9 protein-coding genes and 1 pseudogene are annotated in these 17,858 nt (G+C 68.9%); 5 read left to right on the plus strand and 5 right to left on the minus strand.

All coding sequences use genetic code 11. The features are described from left to right. Window positions 1-130: 130 nt before the first annotated feature. Window positions 131-4,432: a ricin-type beta-trefoil lectin domain protein gene (locus tag AC068A_RS12170; RefSeq protein WP_478584011.1), complete on the minus strand. Its 4,302-nt coding sequence runs from the start codon at window positions 4,430-4,432 to the stop codon at window positions 131-133. Between the two features lie 793 nt (window positions 4,433-5,225). On the opposite strand from AC068A_RS12170, the gene AC068A_RS12175 reads away from it, so the two are divergent. The 4 genes from AC068A_RS12175 to AC068A_RS12190 all read left to right on the plus strand — a co-directional run bounded on the left by AC068A_RS12175 (window position 5,226) and on the right by AC068A_RS12190 (window position 14,125). After that, window positions 5,226-12,107, plus strand: coding sequence for a polymorphic toxin-type HINT domain-containing protein (locus AC068A_RS12175; RefSeq protein WP_478584013.1), 6,882 nt, complete (start codon window positions 5,226-5,228; stop codon window positions 12,105-12,107). 1 nt (window position 12,108) lies between these two features. Continuing rightward, window positions 12,109-12,489 carry a hypothetical protein gene (locus AC068A_RS12180; RefSeq protein WP_478584014.1) on the plus strand — a complete coding sequence of 127 codons (381 nt, stop codon included), beginning with the start codon at window positions 12,109-12,111 and terminating at the stop codon, window positions 12,487-12,489. A gap of 158 nt (window positions 12,490-12,647) precedes the next feature. Next, window positions 12,648-12,875, plus strand: a complete 228-nt coding sequence (locus AC068A_RS12185; RefSeq protein ID WP_478584016.1) for a hypothetical protein — start codon at window positions 12,648-12,650, stop codon at window positions 12,873-12,875. Between the two features lie 174 nt (window positions 12,876-13,049). Further along, a protein-coding gene (locus AC068A_RS12190; RefSeq protein ID WP_478584018.1) for an IS630 family transposase occupies window positions 13,050-14,125 on the plus strand; the annotation gives its coding sequence in 2 pieces (ribosomal slippage) (window positions 13,050-13,509 and window positions 13,509-14,125; 1,077 coding nt in all). Window positions 14,126-14,160: 35 nt separating this feature from the next. Here the strand turns inward: AC068A_RS12190 and AC068A_RS12195 are convergent. Together AC068A_RS12195 and AC068A_RS12200 are read right to left on the minus strand one after the other, a co-directional pair. Then, window positions 14,161-14,312: pseudogene (locus AC068A_RS12195) on the minus strand (site-specific integrase); the annotation flags it as partial. A 90-nt stretch (window positions 14,313-14,402) separates the two neighbouring features. Further along, window positions 14,403-14,588 carry an excisionase gene (locus AC068A_RS12200; protein WP_478584020.1) on the minus strand — a complete coding sequence of 62 codons (186 nt, stop codon included), beginning with the start codon at window positions 14,586-14,588 and terminating at the stop codon, window positions 14,403-14,405. Window positions 14,589-14,618: 30 nt separating this feature from the next. On the opposite strand from AC068A_RS12200, the gene AC068A_RS12205 reads away from it, so the two are divergent. Beyond that, window positions 14,619-15,152 carry a hypothetical protein gene (locus AC068A_RS12205; RefSeq protein WP_478584022.1) on the plus strand — a complete coding sequence of 178 codons (534 nt, stop codon included), beginning with the start codon at window positions 14,619-14,621 and terminating at the stop codon, window positions 15,150-15,152. Between the two features lie 135 nt (window positions 15,153-15,287). On the opposite strand, the gene AC068A_RS12210 is transcribed toward AC068A_RS12205, so the two are convergent. Together AC068A_RS12210 and AC068A_RS12215 are read right to left on the minus strand one after the other, a co-directional pair. Then, the gene (locus AC068A_RS12210) at window positions 15,288-15,956 is read right to left on the minus strand and encodes a TetR/AcrR family transcriptional regulator (RefSeq protein WP_478584023.1); all 669 of its coding nucleotides are present in this window, start codon (window positions 15,954-15,956) and stop codon (window positions 15,288-15,290) included. Between the two features lie 39 nt (window positions 15,957-15,995). Continuing rightward, window positions 15,996-17,342 carry an MFS transporter gene (locus tag AC068A_RS12215; protein WP_478584025.1) on the minus strand — a complete coding sequence of 449 codons (1,347 nt, stop codon included), beginning with the start codon at window positions 17,340-17,342 and terminating at the stop codon, window positions 15,996-15,998. Window positions 17,343-17,858 lie beyond the last annotated feature (516 nt).

Here is a 17,858-nt window from a genome sequence, read left to right on the forward strand (position 1 = left end):
GCCGACCCGGCGCCCCCTTCGGCAGCTCGGCAGCTCGGCCGTGGCCGCATCAGCCACGCCACGGGAAGCGACAGCGGCTGCCCCCTCGGACACCGAGGGAGCAGCCGCCGCCGGGCTCATGCGGATGTGCTTACGGGGTGGGGACGGGGAGTGGGGCCGTGCTCAGCGTGGGGATGGTCCAGTGCTGGGCGGGGCTGGTGCTGCAGTCGAACAGCCAGAGCTGAGTCCCGGGGTTCGTGTTGAAGTTGCCGAGGTCGAGGCAGCGCCCCGAGGCCGGGTTGTGGATGCGGCTGTCGGCCCGGGGCAGGAACTGCTGGCTCGGGGCCGCGCTGTCGCAGGTCCGGAGCTCGATGGGCGTGGCGTTCGCGGTGCCCGCGTTGGCCGCGTTGAGGCACATGCCCTGGGTGCGGATGGTGCCGTCGCCCCGGATCTGGAACTTCTGGGCGTCGGTGCCGTTGCAGGCAGCGATCTGGATCCTGTTGCCGTCCTCGGCCCGGTTGAAGTCATTGTCGACGCAGTTGCCGGCCGCTGCCGTGAGGGCGATCGGGCTGGTGGCGTCCGGTGCGGTGGGGGCGGCGGCGTACGGGTAGACGGCGAAGTTGCTGATTCCGCCCAGCTTGAGGGGTTCCTGGGCGACTCCGTCCGCCTTGTACCGGCCCAGCACGAGCGGCCCGCTCGGCGCCGGGCTCGTGGCGGCCCGGTGGATGCCGCTGGCAGCGAGGACACCGTTGACGTAGAGGCTCATGCGGCCGGTGCCGGCGTCGTAGACGGCGGTCAGCTGCGTCCAGGTGTCGGGCGTGAACCGGGCCGCGTCGGTGGTGATGTGGGTGTAGTCGAACGGCCAGCCGTTGTCGTCGGCCGAGGCCAGGGCGAACTGCCAGCGGCCGGAAGGGCGGTCGGGGTAGAGGATGAACGTGCTGGCGCGGTTGCCGTCCTGGCTGGCGATGACACCGCCGTCGGCGCCGGCCTTGGCCCAGGTGCTGATGGTGAAGCTCTTGCGCGTGTCGACGGCCGGGCGGGCGGCGGTGAGCGTCGCGGGCGACTGGGTGCCGTCGAACGCCGTGTACGGGGTGGAGCGGCCGCCGACGGCCTCACCCTCGACGATCTTGACGTCGCCTGCCGCCGTGGCGTGGTTGGTGCCGACGGCGTCGGGGGCGGTGGTTCCGTTCTGGCCGGTCAGTTTCCACTGCGCGATCGGCATATTGAGGTTGCCCATGAGAATCGGCGCCGTGTCGACTCCGGTGGCTGTCGGGTGCGGGACGGTGTTGCCGTTCGGGGCGGTACCGAGCCCCTTGAACGCGACGATCTGGTGATCCGAGGCGACTGCCCAGAGGTCGGGGATGCCGTCTCCCGTGAGGTCGCCGTCAGAGCCGGCACACGGGTACCGGATCGGATCGACCTTGCCGCCGATCGTGCCCGAAGCAGGGTCCCGGAAGGCAGTGAGGTCGGGTGCCTGTGCCGTGCCCTTGACGGGCAGGGCGTGCAGGGTGCCGTCGCTCTTCGAACGGGCCCACAGCGTCGGCAGGTCCGTGCCCTGGGCACGGCCGGGGGTGATCAGCTCGTACCCGTCCCAACGTGTGTCGTTGGCGGAGAGCAGCATGGCCTCGGCGGCGAGCTCGTTCGTCGCACCTGCGGTGGCGAGCCAGAGCCGGCCGCTTTCCACGAAGAGCAGGGAGGTGCGCCCCAGCGCCCCATCCCGGGCGGTGTCGCCCGTGAGGGAGCCGAAGGCCGCGATCTGCGTCGTCTTGGACCAGTCGCTGCCGTATCCGTGGGTCGTGCAGTCGACAGTCGCTCCGGCCGGGGTGATGCAGCTGGTGGGCTTGTCGATGCTGACCGGTGCCGTACCGTCCAGCCGGCCTCCGGTCACGTTGTTGCGGTAGATGTAGAGGTTGGGCCGGCTCGGCTGGTGGGCGAAGAGGTCGTCGACGTTCTTGTCGCCGAGGCTGCCACGGTGCGTGGTCTGGATGCCGTTCCAACCGTTCCACCCGGGGGCGAGCTGGGGCCGGGCGCTTGGGGCGCCGGCCGGGTCGGCGTCGGCACCGATCACCCGCAGTGCGCCCGAGCTGTCGGGCAGCAGGATGTCGGCCTTCCGGTCGCCTGTGACGTCACCGAAGATCGGCGCCGGGCTGTTCGGGTTGGACGGGACGTAGAAGCTGTAGGCGGCCGGCTGGGACAGGTTGCTGGCGTTGTCCTGGGTCTGGAAGTAGAGGAAGTTCGTACCCCACTGCTGCGGGGTGAACCTGATGGTCGCCTTGCCGTCGGTGAGCTTGGCGATGTTCGTGTCGGTGTCGGTGCACTTCCAGTTGACGGCCGCGGCCTTGACGGGGTCGGTCGTCCAGCGAGCGCAGGCCAGGCCCGAGCTGCGGCCGCCGCCTGGCGGGGCGGGGTCGGTGCCGCTGAGGGTGAAGGTGCCTTCCTCACCCACGCGCTTGGGGTGCGCGTCGATGGTGCCCGAGGCGGGGAAGTCGGTGGAGGTGACGGTCGCGGTGGGCGGGGTGCGGTCGACGCGGAAGAAGCACCACTCCGTGTTCGCACTGGTCAGCGTGCCGTCCGTGGTGCGGGCGGCCCAGCCGTACTGATGGCCGTCGACGAGCGGGCCGACGTCGACGGTGGCGTCGCCGTAGTCGCTGTTCCAGCCGGTCTCGGCGGAGTACGTCTTGCCGTTGTCGTCGTCCCAGTACTGGAAGGCCGTCCACAGCTGCCGCTTGGTGGCCGAGTACGTGGCAGTGGTGAGGGTGACGTTGTTGTTGGCGCCGACCCAACCGGGGCTGTCCCAGGGGTTCGCGGTGCCGGGCGTGCGGCAGTCGGCGTACGAGGCCGAGCTCGCGAAGCCGGGAGTGGGCCGGGTGCGGGGCCACCACACGGTGGGCGTGATGTCGTACTCGACCGTGATGTGCGGGGTGTTCTCGTAGCGCTGCCGGTGGTACTTGTTGTACTCGTCGTCGGGCGCGAGGCCGACCGTGATCGTGGGCCACTGATACCGGACGGCGTTCTTCACCAGGTCCGTGACGTTGAAGTCGATCTGGCCCGTGCCCGACATGTTGGTGTGGCCGACCTTGCTGCAGCCCTGCATCGTGGAACGGGTGCCGCAGGGCTGCCGGTTCCAGCTCGTCGGGTTGCCGATGGCGTTGGTGGCGTACAGGCCCATCGGAGTGGCTGTGTTGGGGCTGGAGGAGGAGATCACCGTCCCGGAGAACGTCGCGCTGATGACCTCGGTGTTGTACAGGCGCGAGTCGACGCCGATCTGGAAGTAGGCCCGGGTACGGCCGATGCCCGTACAGGGCGGATTGCCGACGTTGTAGCCGCAGTAGCCGGTGGCGGGCTTGTCCTGGCCGTGCTCGGTGCCGTTGAACTCGTTCGTGTCGGGGTAAGCCTCCTGGACCTGCGCCCAGGCCTGATTGCCGTTGTCGATCGTGGGGTTCCACCCAGGGTCGATGTACCAGGGGCCGGTGCCCTTGCTCAGCAGCTCCGGGTCGGGGACCAGTTCGATGCCCTTGGCATCGGTCGTCGTCCGGACGGGCTTCACGATCGCGCCCGCACCCGGGCCGTCCGCGCTGGACGGAGAGGGACCTTGTTCGGAGGCGCGCGAGGCCTGCGGGGCGTCGGCGCCCGCCGACTTGCTCAGGCGCTGGGCGGAGCCGGCGGCGGCCGGGCCCGACGCGGCAGCGGAAGAGTCCCACATGAAGGAGGTCGGGCTGGTGAAGCGGGTCCGACCGCTGGTGTCCTTGACCTCGAGGTTGCCTGCAGGGTCGCTTCTGATGGCCAGCCCGTCGGCCTCGACGTCGAGCCGGAGCTTGCGGATGGCCGGGTTGGCGGCTGCCTGCGTGGTACGCACGATCAGAACCTGGCTCCAGCCGCCCTGCCGGTCGGCGGTCAGCCGCAGGTCCACGTCGGGAAGCACATTCCGGTAGAGGGCGCTGTCGCCGACAAGGGTGGGCTTGGGGAGCTGGAACGGGGCCTTGAACGCCACCTTCTTGCCGTCGGCGGTCGTCATCGCCGCCATGGGGCCTGTACCGCCGCCGGAGAAGCTGAGCTTCGAGGAAACGGCGGTGGGGACGACGGTGCCGTCCGCAGCGGTGCGGAGCGTCGCATCGAGGGTGCGCCACTTTCCGTCCTGGCCTTTGACGCGCTCCGGTACAGCGCTGGTGTCGGTGGTGAGCGTGCCGCTCGGGTTGGCGAAGGTCTCCCTGTCCGCCGTCGTCAGCTCGGCGATCGCCACCGGCTTTCCGCTGCTCTTGGCCTCGTCGAGGGCTTTGGTGACGACTGTCTCCTGGGCGCTCGGGGCTGGCTTGGGCGGGGGAGCGGGCCAGGTGCCTTGCGCCGGGCCGTGACCGCGGGGGCCGGCGTCGGCCGCGGCTGGCGGAGCCGCGACGAGGCTCGCGCCGAGTGACAGAACGGCTGCCCCGACAACGGGCAGCAGCGCGATGCGCATGGCGCCTCGCCTGTGGCCCGGCGGCCTTGGTGTCCGCGGTGTCCGAGGAGTCCGCGGTGCAAGGAATGACGGCCTCACGTGCATTGCCCCCCTGAGCTGTGAGACGGACAGAAGTCAGCCGCACTTTCCATTCACTACTGCAATCGTGTCAATAATATTCAGGATTCGGCGGTCCGTTTTGAGCAAAGATCATCCGATACGCCCAGGGGGTGACATGGGTCACGTGTGGGGAATGTAAAACTCCGCTGTCAAATCGAACGCGGGCTCCGTAAGGTGCGTTTCCTCTGGGATCCGTCTGCCCGGAGTTCACGGTTCTTCTGTGTCCTGTGGGGGGATTCGGTTGTCTCGTAGACGTGGCTTCTTCGCGCGCTCACGCCCCGGGCGCTCTCGTGTCGCGATCGCCGCCGCATTCGTGGTGCTCTTCTCTGGCCTTGGGCTTCCTGTCGTCGAGGCGGCGGAGAAACCGCCCGAAGTGTGGGTTCCGCCGAATACCCCGCTGCCGGGCGCAAAGCCGGTCAAGGGATCTGACGCGAAGCGCGCGGTGAAGTCTTCGCCGTCTGGCCGAAAGTGGATGCCGGATTCGAACAAGAAACTCCCGTCCGGGGTGTCTGCGGTCGCGGTTGGATCAAAAAGTGGCGCCCGCGGAGTTACAGGAGCGGGGGCGGTCCAGGCCGGAGAACTTCCTGTCTGGATTACGTCTGTAAATGGCGCGAATCAGTCGGCGGCTTTTTCCAGCCAGGTCATCGGAGTTTCGGGAGCGGATCCCGGCCAGGACACGACCCTGCGCGTCGAGGTGAAGGACCCGGCCAAAACCCGTGCCGCCGGGGTCAATGGCGCGCTCGTCGCCGTCAGCAGTGCCCCGGGAGCCGCTCCGGCGGGCAAGGTCGAGGTCGGTCTCGACATCTCGGCCTGGGCCAGGGCCGCCGGCGCCAACTGGGCCGACCGCGCCGCATTGGTGCAACTGCCCACCTGCGCCCTGACCACCCCCGGCGCCCCCGGATGCACCACCCGCTCGCCGCTGGCCTCGTACCGGGACGCCTCCGGGCGCCTGGTCGCGCAGGTCGACGTACCCAGGACTCCCGCCGCTTCTGACCCTGCGGCCAAGAGCCGGCCCGGCGGAGCCAAGTCGGCACCGGCGGCCCCGCAGATGCTCGCCCCCCAGGACCTCGCGATCGCGGTCGAGGCGGGCCCGCAGGGAGCCAGCGGCGACTACACGGCCACCCCGCTCCAGCCGTCCGCCTCCTGGCAGGCCGGGGCCAACGCTGCGAACTTCACCTACGGCTACACCGTCGAGGTGCCGAACGGCATCGCCGGCGCCGGACCGGGTATCTCCCTCGGCTACGACTCGTCCTCCGTGGACGGGCGTACGGCGTCGACGAACGCGCAGGCAGGCCCGATCGGCGAGGGCTGGGACTGGAGCCCCGGCTCCATCTCGCGCTCGTACAAGCAGTGCAAGGACGCCGGCATCAAGGAATCCGGCGACGAGTGCTGGGCCGGGGACATCCTGTCCCTGAACCTGGCAGGCCACTCCGGGCAGATCGTCCGCGACGACGCCACCTGCGTCTACCGCCTCCAGAACGACGACGGCACGACCGTCGAGCGGCTGACCGGCCAGCGCAACTCCGCCTGGAAGGGCGAGGCCTTCAAGGTCACCACCACCGACGGCACCCAGTACTACTTCGGGTCCAACCGCCTCCCCGGGGGCGACGGCACCGATCCCGAGGCCAAGTCGGTCTCCACGGTGCCCGTCTACTTCAACAGCGGCCGGGACAAGTGCCTGGGCGCCGACACCCCGGCCAACGGCACCTGGCAGCAGCTCGGCTGGCAGTGGAACCTCGACTACGTCGTGGACCCCCACCAGAACCTGACCAGCTACCGCTACGAGCAGGAGGACAACCACTACGGGCGCGGAGGCGGCCAGAACAACGGCAACGGCGCCGCGACCCGCTACCAGCGCGGCAGCTACCCGACCTGGATCGGCTACGGCCAGCGCCTGCCCGAGCAGATCGCGGCCAAGGGCGCGGCCAAGCCCGCCGCCCAGGTCCGGTTCGACACGGCGGAGCGCTGCTTCGCCGCAGGCGCTGTCACCTGCGACCCGGCACAACGCACCAAGGCCAACGCGAAGTCCTGGCCCGACACCCCCGTCGACCAGGAGTGCGCGGCCACCGGCCAGTGCCTGAACCTTTCGCCCACGTACTTCACCACCAAGCGCCTCACGAAGATCAACACGGAGGTGCTGGCGGGCAGCAGCTACCGCCTGGTCGACACCTACGTCCTCAACCAGTCCTTCCAGGACCCGGGCGACGGCTCGTCCCCTACCCTCTGGCTGGATTCGATCGAGCGCCGCGCCACCAACGGCAAGCAGGAACTGAAGCTGCCGCCGGTGACGTTTGAGCCGCTGCAGATATCCAACCGCGTCGACGGCGTGGTCAAGCGCCCCGACGGCACGGAAGCCTCGGCGCCCCGCTACAACCGGCCCCGCATCCAGAAGATCACCACCGAGACCGGCGGCCTGATCAACGTCGTCTACAAGGCCCCCGAGTGCTCCCGCGTCAAGGGCACCATGCCGTCCTCCGAGGACGGCAACACGATGGCCTGCATGCCGGTCAAGTGGTACCTGCCGAAGCAGTCCTTCGAGGACCCGGTCAACGACTGGTTCCACAAGGTCGTCGTCCAGTCGGTCACCCAGCAGGACATGGTCGCCGGCCAGGTCACCACCGTGACCGACTACGAGTACGGCGGCGGCATCGCCTGGCACCGCAACGACTCCGAGTTCGCCGACCCCAAGACCCGCACCTGGGACCAGTTCCGCGGCTTCGCCACGGTCACCACCCGCACCGGCAGCGGCAACGCCGCCGAGGCCCCGCGTACCAAGAGCGTGGCCACGTACCTCCGAGGCATGGACGGCGACGCCCTCGCCAACGGCGGCAAGCGCAGCGTCACCCTCACCGACGCCCACGGCGGCAGCATCAAGGACGAGGAGATCCTGTCCGGACGGGTCCTCCAGACCGAGACGTACGATCGTGACGGCGGCACCGTCATCGCGGACGAGGTCACCACCCCGTGGCTCGGCAAGAACATCACGGCCACCCGTGCTCAGTCCGGCGGCATGCCCGCCATCACCGCCCGCGCCCAGAACACGGCCAAGGTCACGAGCCGGGCCAAGCTGGCGGACGGTACCTGGCGCATCAGCGAGCGCACCTCCGAGTACGACGACACCCCCTTCTCGCGCCCGCTCCGGGTCGACGACAAGCAGGACCTGTCCCGTCCCGAGCAACGGCTGTGCACCGAGTTCGAGTACGCGGCCGGCCCCGGCGGCGCCCCGACCGAGCTGGTCTCCCGCACCCTCGTCCTGTCCGGGGCCTGCGGCCAGACCCCGACGACGGCGAACACGGTCGGCGACACCCTCACCTACTTCGACAACCAGCCCGCCAAGCAGTCCGCCGCGACCGGCGACCAGACGGGCACCGCGGTCCTGGAGAAGTACGACGACGTCGGCAAGCCGGTCTACCGCCTCAACTCCACCTCCACGTACGACGCGTACGGCCGCGTCACCAGCAACACCAACAAGGTCCGCAAGGACGCCGCCCACCCCGACGGCGCGGTCACCAAGACCGAGTACAAGCCGGCTACAGGAAGCCTGCCCACCGCGGTCACCCACACCAACCCGCTGGGGTGGAAGACGACCACGACCCTCGACCCCGGCCGCTCGCTCCCGCTGAAGACCACGGACGAGAACAAGCACGTCGCCGAACGCCAGTACGACGCCTTCGGCCGTGTCACGGACATCTGGCAGCCCGGCCAGGAGCGGGCGAAGGGCGCGCTGCCCGTACGCAAGTACTCGTACGCGATGAACGGCACCAACGCGCCGTCCAGCGTCCTGAGCCAGGCGCTCATGAACGACAAGACGTACACGTCCAGCTACACCATTTACGACGGCCTGGGCCGCATCCGCCAGACGCAGGCGAACCCGGCTTCCGGTACCACCGGTCGTCTGATCACGGACGCGCTGTTCGACTCGCACGGCCGGCAGGTGAAGACCACCGCCGCCTACTACAACGACGAGGGGAGCCCGTCGGGAGCGCTGTTCCTTCCCAACGGGGGAGTCAACCCCGACAGCAAGCTGCCCGCACAGACCATCACCGTCTTCGACGGCCTGGGACGGGCCACAGCGTCCATCCTGCAGTCCTACGGTGTGGAACAGTGGCGGTCGAGGACCGAATACCCGGGCGCTGACGAGACCCGCACGATCCCGCCCAACGGCGGCTACGCGACGGCGACCGTCACCAACGGCACCACGTCGTTCCTGCGCCAGTACAAGTCGAACACGCCCACCGGCCCGTACGACGAGACGACGTACGAGCGCAATGCGCAGGGCAAGGAGCTCCGGCGGAAGGACGCCGCGGGCAACGAGTGGACCTTCTCCTACGACCTCCTCGGCCGGATGGTGAAGAGCACCGATCCGGACTCGGGCACCAGCACCACCGTCTATGACGACAGCAAGAACCTCACCACCGTCACCGACGGCAGGGGCAAGAGCGCCACCACCCTCGTCGACCTCCTCGGGCGCACCGTTGCCACATACGAGGGCAAGGCCGTCGACCCGGCCAAGCAGGTGGGCGGCTTCACCTACGACACCAAGGCCCTGGGCAAGCCCTCCAGCAGCACCCGTTACGTCGGCGGAGCCGGCGGCAGCGCCTACGTCTCGGAAGTCATCGGGTACGACGCCGGCTATCGCCCGCTCGGTACGAAGACCACGATTCCCGCAGCGGAGAAGGGGCTTGCGGGCACCTACGAGTCCAAGAACACCTACGACGCCTACGGACAACTGGCCACCACGGCCCTGCCGGCCATCCCGCAGGCAGGCCTGTCGGCAGAGACGCTCACGTTCTCCATGGACACGGCGGGCAACCTCGTGTCCTTCGACGGCACGATCGGCGCGGCCCGGTCCCCGTACGTCGTGGACCTGCAACGGGACCCCCACGGCCAGGTCATCCGCACCACGGTGGGCAAGACCGGCAAACAGATCGTCTCCACGCTCGACTACGACATCGCGACCGGCCGCCCCATTCGCTCCACGCTCGACAAGCAGACCGCGGTGACCGCGAGCGTCGACGTGGTCGACTACACCTACAACCAGGTCGGCCAGCTGACCTCGATCGGCAACACGCAGGACGGCGCCCAGCGCGACCTGCAGTGTTTCACCCACGACTACCTGGGCCGGCTGACCCAGGCCTGGACCGACACCGGCAACCAGACCACCGCGCCCAAGCCCAGCGTCCCCGGTATCGGCGGCTGCGCCAACGCGAACGGCCCCGCGGTCGATGCCGCGGGCAAGCCCAGTGTGGGCGGCCCGGCGCCGTACTGGCAGCAGTACGAGTACGACCTGATCGGCAACCGCAAGAAGCTGGTCCGCAAGGACGTCACGGGCGACGCGGCCAGGGACACGACGGTCACCCAGACCTTCGGCGGCCGCCAGAACACCCCTTCCACCGACCCGAAGACGGGCGGCGGCACGGGCGGCCCGCACGCCCTGATGACCTCGACGGAAACCGGCCCGGCCGGCACCAAGGTCACCTCCTACACGTACGACGCAGGCGGCAACACCGCCTCCGTCACCGACACCCCCGGCACCCGGACCCTTACCTGGAACGACCAGGGCAAGCTCGACAAGATCACCGGAACCGGCGAGAAGGGCAGCACCAGCTACCTCTACGACACGGGTGGCAAGCAGCTCATCCGCCGAGACCCCGAAAGCACCACCCTCAACCTCGGCACCGACCAGATCACCCTCAACACGACCACCGGCAAGGTCAGCAACGTCCGCAGCTACGCGGCCCCCGGCGGCCTGTCCGTCACCCGCACCACCACCGGCGGCGAGTCCGACCTCACCTACCAGGCCTCCGACCACCACGGCACGGGCGGCGTCCAGTTCAAGGCCACCGACCTCGCCCACGTCCGCCGCGCCTCAGACCCCTTCGGCAACGACCGCGGCACCCCGCCCGCCCCGGACACCTGGGCAGGCGACAAGGGCTTCGTCGGCGGCACCAAGGAGAAGTCCACCGGCTTCACGCTCCTCGGCGCCCGCGAGTACGACCCCAAGACGGGCCGCTTCATCAGCCCTGACCCGCTCATCAACGCCGGCGATCCACAGCAGTGGAACGCCTACGCCTATGCAAGCAACAGCCCTATCAACGCGTCCGACCCCAGCGGACTCATGACGCCCTGCACCAGCGGGTGCAGCGACTCGGAAGAGTTCGTGAGTCCTCCTCTCTGGGAGGACGACGCGGTCTCGAGCGCCGGCCGGGATCTGCGTCAGGCCAACGCATCGCTTGACAAGGCCAAGAAGAGGCGCGCCCACCTCATCCACGAGGTCGTCAACCTCATCGGCGACCTGATCGGCTACAACGACGCCCGCGACTGCTTCACCAAGGGCGACGTCATGGCCTGCATCAACACGGCCCTGGGCGCCGTCCCGTGGGGCAAGATCGCCAAGGCCATCAAGGTCGGCATCAAGGCCTTCAAGATATACAAGGAAGTCAACAAGGCCTACGACGCCATCCACGAAGCCGAACGGGGGGTCTCCCGCGCGTCCGATGCGATGACCCGGGCCAAGGCGGCGGCCAAGGAAGCACGCGAGGCCGAGGCCAAAGCAGCCCAGTCGGCATCGGAGAAAGCCGGCAAGGAAACAGCCACCGACAGTGCCGGAACGGAAGCCAAAGCCACACGCGAGACATCCGACGCGGAGGTGAACGCCGGCTCTGCCGAATCCCACAGCAGCGGAGGCGGGGAGTCGAGCGGAGGAACGGCATGCAAGGTCAAGCGGAACAGCTTCCCGACCGGCACCCGCGTCCAGATGGCCGACGGCACGACCAAGGAGATCCAGGACGTCCGCGTCGGCGACACCGTCCTCGCCACTGACCCTCAGACAGGTGAGACCCGGCCGCAGCAGGTGACGGCCACCGTCACCACCCCCGACGACAAGGAGTTCACGGACCTCACCCTCACCGACGATTCCAACCCCCGGGCCCCGCCCGCCCAGCTCACCTCCACCTTCCACCACCCGCACTGGAACGAGACCCGGCGCCAGTGGGTCGACGCGGGCGACTTCAACCCTGGTGATCAGCTCCGCCGCCCCGACGGCACCACCCTCACGGTCAAGACCAAGCGCAACTACCCCTACGCAGTTACCACCCATAACCTCACCGTCAACGACTTCCACACGTACTATGTGCTTGCAGGCGTCACACCGGTCCTCGTTCACAACTGTGGACGGAACCAGGACGGGTATCTGTATCGCGGTCTTGCCGAGGGGCACAACCGTTACGATGCCGCTGCTGAAGGCCGTTCGGTTCCCATCGGAGGCAACCGGACCATCGAACAGCACTCGGGTGCAAACCTGACAGACAGCAACTTCACGTCGTGGACGGATGACCCCGAAGTCGCCGCGGAGTCTGCCCAAACTCTGGGCGAGAAGTGGGTTGGCAGGGGTGTGATGCTGCGCATCAGGGTGGCAGACATCGATCCCGCCATCGGGCCGTCGAGGAATATCCAGATCCACGACACGCCATATGAAAACTGGGGTGAAGACGAGCATCTCATTGTCGGTGAAATTTTGGCCGGCGAGATCAGCTTCGACCTCGGGGAGACCTGGTCAACCGTCAGGCGGCGATGAGATGAACGAGGTATCCGCGAGTGAACTGCTCGCTGCGTGGGAGTCCGGATCCGAGGTCAGTATTCAGGCCAAAAATGCACTGCTTTCTGGAGCACATTTCAATGTCTGGCTCGACCCCGTTCTGGCGCCGATGCTTCGGGGCACCCTGCGTCGCAGGGTGACAGCCACGCAACGGCGCGGCAGGTCGGTCGTCGGGGCCACGGAATGCCTTGCGAGTCTTGCCGAAATGGGAGAGCGGGGCCTTCTTGTGGGCTACGTGGACGACCGCGAGCGAGCGGGATACTACTTTCAGCTCTACCTCGATCCGCATCCGCTCAAAGTGATCGGATGCGTCAGGGTCGGCATCTCCCCGGGAGATGACCCCGTCACTGGTTCCACATAAAAACCCAGCGGCCCCACCGGATCTCTTTCTGGTGGGGCCGCTGGGTTTTTTGACGGTTGACGGCGGACCCGCACCTCGCCGCCCCTGCCAGGGCGGTTGCAAAGTTCGTTGATCGTGCGTTGGCGCAGGTCAGTACTGCCGCCCTTGCCAGGGCCGACATGGACGACAGGATCCTTGACCCGAATGCGAAAGGGGGTGGGATACCGGACGAACTTCTGGATGAATTGATGCTCGGTGTCACCGATGTCGAGGATGCCTATATTCGGGCATGGCATGCGTGCGAGACAGGCTCCGCGGAATGGCGCAAGAGTGAGGGGCTGGCGGCATTGGAGGTTGCGCTACGGCGTGCCGCCGAGTATTTTCTTGAGGTTGCGACCCAAGAATAGTCATCCTCTAAATTGAAATCGCCATCCCTTCAGTCATGCGGGGAGTGTCAGAGGCCCCACTGGTTCGTTTCCGGTGGGGCCTCTGGCGTGTATTGGGATGTCTGACGGCAGTAGATGACGCTGAGGTTGAAAGGGTGGGGTGACAGCGGGCGTTGGCGGGGCTACATCCTCGTCATGCGGTACGCGGATGGCGGCGGTCTGACCGCTGTGGGGCGGGCGAAGCGTGAGGCGGTGCGTTTCGAGGCCGCGGAGATGTTCGGGCAGGGGGAGCGACCGCCAGAGGTGGCCCGCAGGTTACGGGTGTCGCGCAAGTCGGCGTACGCCTGGCATTCCGACTGGCGCCAGGGCGGCAGCGCCGCCCTCGTCTCCAAGGGGCCCGGCGGCCTTTCGTGCCGGCTGGACGATGTCCAGGCCGAGCGGTTGCAGGCCGAGCTGGAGGCGGGACCGGCGGCGCACGGCTGGAGCGAGGACCAGCGGTGGACCTTGGCGCGGGTCGCGGAGTTGATCCATCGCCTGTTCGGCTACCGGTACACCCCGCGCGGGGTGTCGTATCTGCTGCACCGGCTGGGCTGGTCACCGCAGGTTCCCGTGCACCGGGCCATCGAGCGGGACGAACAGGCCGTAGGGCTGTGGCGGACGGAGCAGTGGTCACGGGTAAGAGGACAGCCCAGCTCCTGGGCGCGTGGATAGTCTTCGAGGACGAGGCTGGCGAGGACCTGAAGCCCGGCAAGGGCCGCACCTGGTCAAGGCGCGGGCGGTCGCCGCTGGTCAGAGTGACGGGCAAGGGGTCCGGCCGGGTCCTGATGGCCGGGATGATCTGTGCCAGACCGGGGCATGAGACCAGGCTGATCTACCGGACCCAGACGTACCGGGGCCGCACCGGCGAGAAGAAGGGCTTCCGGGCCCGCGAGTTCGCGGACCTGCTGAGCTCTGCCCGTCGGCAGCTTGGCGGTGCCCCGCTGATCGTGGTCTGGGACAACGCCAGCACCCATCACGCCAAGCCCTTGCGGGAGTTCTGCGAACGCAACAGCGACTGGCTGACCATCGTCAGGCTCCCGCCCTACGCGCCCGACCTCAACCCCGTCGAAGGCGTCTGGGCCCACCTGAAGAAGTCCCTGGCCAACCTCGCACCCCACGCGATCGACGACCTCGCCCCGCTCGTGAAGAACCGCCTACGCGGCATCCAACGCTGCCCCGAGATACTCGACGGCTTCATAGCCGAGACCGGACTCGGGCTGGAGCCTCCGTAGCCTGTCACCCCACCCTTTCAACCTCAGCGGCAACGTCAGCGGACGACGACTGTGCTGGGCGGGTCGTCTGGGGATCGTCCTCAGTGCTGAGTACGTCGTTGAGGGTGTCGACGGCTTGGCGTTGGAGGCGGAGTCGGACGTGGGCATAGACGCCAGCGGTGACGCCGATGTGGGCGTGGCCGAGGAGGAGGACGTAGCCGGTGGCTTCCCAGCGGCCGTCCTGCGCTGGTAGATGGTGCTTCGCCGTTGGCGCGGGCCTTCTTGCGCTTGGGGGCGGTCATCGGGCGGGTTCTTCCAGGTGGCGCTGGACGTAGTCGTCCAGGGCGTGGGCGGGGATGTGGCGGGTGCGGCCGATGGGCAGGGAGGCCGGGCGGCGGGTGCGCAGGAGGCCGTAGAGGGCGGAGCGGCCGATCTTGAGGCGGGCCATCGGCTCGGGGACGGTGAGGAGTTCGTCGTCACGCACCGGCTGTCCGGCTTCGACACGGCCTCCGCAGTGGCGCTGCAGGCCGACGGCAAGATCGTCGTCATCGGAAGCAGCGACTCCAGAGGCCCCGGCGACTTCGCGCTGGCCCGCTACTTGGACGGTGTCCCCACCTTGACCATCGACAAGAGCCACACCGGGAACTCCACTCAGGGGGAGCAGGGCATCTACACCATCACGGTCGGCAACAGCGGGGCCGCGCCCACCAATGGCAGCCCGGTCACCGTGCAGGACACCCTGCCGACGGGACTCAGCGTCCTCAGCATCACCGGTCCGGGGTGGCACTGCAGCTGGGCGACCCCCACGTGCACTCGCAGCGACCCTGGCCGACGGGGACAGCCATCCGCCCATCACCCTGCGGGTCGACGTCTCCTGCGATGCCCCGTCCCAGGTCACGAACACCGCCACCGTCACCGGAGGTGGCGACAGCACCACGCACACCGCCAAAGACCCCACCACCGTCAACCCCAGCAGCTCGGACCACCCCGGCCGCTGTTGCACCCCGGCGACCGGGGAAGCCGGGGTCCTGCCACTGCCCGTTGCTGAGCCCGAGAGGGCTGTCCCTTCCGGTCGGACAGCCTGGAGGGGACAGTCACGCATGTGGCCACGACCCGAACACGCGGGTGTGTTGACGATGAGCCCGAGCTCATACGCCTGACCGGGCCTGACGGGGGCGCGAAGCTACGCGATGCGCGTCTCCAGGCCCGTCAGCAGGGACTCCAGGCCGAAGGAGAAGGTGTTCTCCGGGGCTTCGTTGTACTCCGCAGCCGCCGTGTTCAGTCGGCTCTGGAGTCGCGGCAGGCCGCTCGCTGCCGCGACTGCCCGGGCCGTGGTCTCCTGGAGGACCTCCTCCGGGTCGCGGCCGTCGCGGCTGATCTTCCGGCTCAGGGAGGCGGTGGCGGAGGTGCCCAGCGCGTTGCCGAGTACGTACGTGAACACGCTCGCCGCCGCCCGGTCGGCCTCCGGCCCGCGGAAGCCGGCCGCCTCGTACACCGCCAGGATGTGGTCGTCGTGGCGCGCCTTCCGGGGCCCGTAGAAGAGGTGGGAGCCGAAGGCCTGCACGAGCCACGGGTGCCGGGTGAGCATCGCGTGCAGGCTGAGGGCCATGCGGGTCGCCGCCGTTCGCCAGTCGACGGCGTCCAGGTCGGGCAGCTCGATCTCGTCCCACACCTGGTCGCCGACGAGCAGCACCAGGTCGTCCTTGTTCTTGACGTGCCAGTAGACCGCCGTCGCCGCGGCCCCGAGCCGTTTGCCGAGGCTGCGCATGTTGAGGCCTTCCAGCCCCTCCTCGTCGAGCAGCTCGATCGCGGTCCGGATGATTTGTTCCTTGGTCAGGGTTTCGCGCGCCATGGGCTCACCATAGGCACCGCCACCCGTCCTGCACAAAGTTCAGGACCTTCGGGGGCGTCCCGTCGTAGCCGTCGTCCCCCGAGACGCCCGGGCCACGACCAGCAGCAGTACCCCGCAGCCCGCCACCAGCGCCCACCCGGGACGCGACGCCGCCGCGATCCCGCCGGGGCCGGTGCCCGCGACCAGGCCTCCCGCGAGGGCGATGCCGACCGCCGAGCCGACCTGCCGTGCGGTGGAGGTGACGGCCCCGGCCACCCCGGCCCGGGACTTCGGAAGACCGCCGACCGCCGTGTCGGTGAGCGGCGCGTTGGCGAAGCCGAACCCGATCCCGATCAGCAGGAACGCGGCCAGGAGCAGCAGTACGCTCGTGTCCTGACCCAGGTTCACCAGGCACAGTCCGCCGGCGGCGGTGAACGTGCCCGCCAGCACCAGCGGACGCCGCGGGCCCAGCCGCGCCACCAGGCTGCCGGACCACGGCGCGCACAGGGTCGCCCCCACCGCCATGGGCAGCGTTGCGAGGCCGGCCGCGAGCGGGGTCCAGCCGCGGGCCTGCTGGAGGTACAGGGTGGTGAGCAGCAGCGTCACGTTCAGCGCGACGAACACGGCCACGGCGCCCAGCACGGCCGCCGCGAAGGCGGGCCGCCGGAACAGTCCGAGGTCCATCAGCGGCTCCTCCTGCCGCAGTTCGACCCGTACGAAGGCGGCTGCCGCCGCCGCGGCCACGGCGTACGCGGCCAGCGCCGGCGCCGAGGTCCAGCCGATCCGCGGTCCCTCGATCAGGAGGCCGACCGAGACCCCCAGCGCCAGGGTGAGGAGCAGTTGCCCGGGCAGGTCGATCCGCCGGGCCCGCTGCCCGCGCGACTCCGGTACGAATACGGCGACCAGCACCAGCGCGGCCGCGATGACCGGCGCGTTGATCCAGAACACCGACCGCCAGCCGAACGCCGCGACGAGCGCCCCGCCGGTCACCGGGCCCGCCGCCATGCTGAGCCCGAAGACCGCCGCCCACACGCCGATCGCCCGTGCCCGCTCCCGCGGATCGGGCATCGCGTTCACCACGATCGCCAGGGCCACCGGGCTCAGCATCGACGCCCCGACGCCCTGCACGGCCCGCGCCGCGATCAGGAAGCCGAGCGACGGGGCGAGCGCGCATGCCAGGGAGGCCAGGCCGAAGACGATCAGCCCGCACCGGAACACCCGGCGCCGTCCGAAGCGGTCGGCGAGCGCGCCGGACGCGATGAGGAGGCCCGCCAAGACCACCGTGTAGGCGTCGACGACCCATTCCAGGCTCCGGGTGTCCGCGCCGAGCCCGCGGCCGATCACGGGCAGGCCGACGTTGACGATGGTGGTGTCGAGGCCGACGAGGAACATGCTCAGCGCGCACACGGCGAGCACCGTCCAGCGCCGCCGCGCACTCAATTCGGGCGCAGCAGCGGGGGCGTTGGGGGCAGCACCTGTATCAGGTGCATCAGGTGCATCAGGTGCATCAGAGGCGGCTGGGTTTGTCGGGTTTGCGGTGGTCACGGGGTTCGCCTTCCGGTCGAGAGCAGGTGCCGTCATGCTCGGACCGCGTGCCGAAACAGCCCAGAAAACTTGCCGGAACCGCAAAATCGCACCGCATCGCGCACCGCGGCCTTCCTGCGGCCGGAAGACCCCCGTGGAAGCTGCGGCAGCGCGAACGCCCCGTCATCCCGTGATCCCCGTCAGCGACGCGGCAGGGAGGGCGGATTCAGAGATTCGCCCATTCGGGCGCTTGATCCTTCAAGTACACGAAATAATACTCTCTGTCATGAAACTAACAGAAGTCTGGCGTCAGGAGTGGACGCAGGGTTGGACTTCGCTCGTTCCTATCGAGGTGAACGGGTCGTCGTTCCTGCTGTCGTACAAGAGTGGGTCGGGTGC

It is taken from the genome of Streptomyces sp. NPDC043854, from assembly GCF_056436005.1.

What these genes read in the sequence shown, in the direction of transcription:
- AC068A_RS12170 (WP_478584011.1), bottom strand. Translation starts at nt 4,432, where the DNA reads ATGCGCATCGCGCTGCTGCCCGTTGTCGGGGCAGCCGTTCTGTCACTC.
- AC068A_RS12180 (WP_478584014.1), top strand. Translation starts at nt 12,109, where the DNA reads ATGAACGAGGTATCCGCGAGTGAACTGCTCGCTGCGTGGGAGTCCGGA.
- AC068A_RS12185 (WP_478584016.1), top strand. Translation starts at nt 12,648, where the DNA reads ATGGACGACAGGATCCTTGACCCGAATGCGAAAGGGGGTGGGATACCG.
- AC068A_RS12210 (WP_478584023.1), bottom strand. Translation starts at nt 15,956, where the DNA reads ATGGCGCGCGAAACCCTGACCAAGGAACAAATCATCCGGACCGCGATC.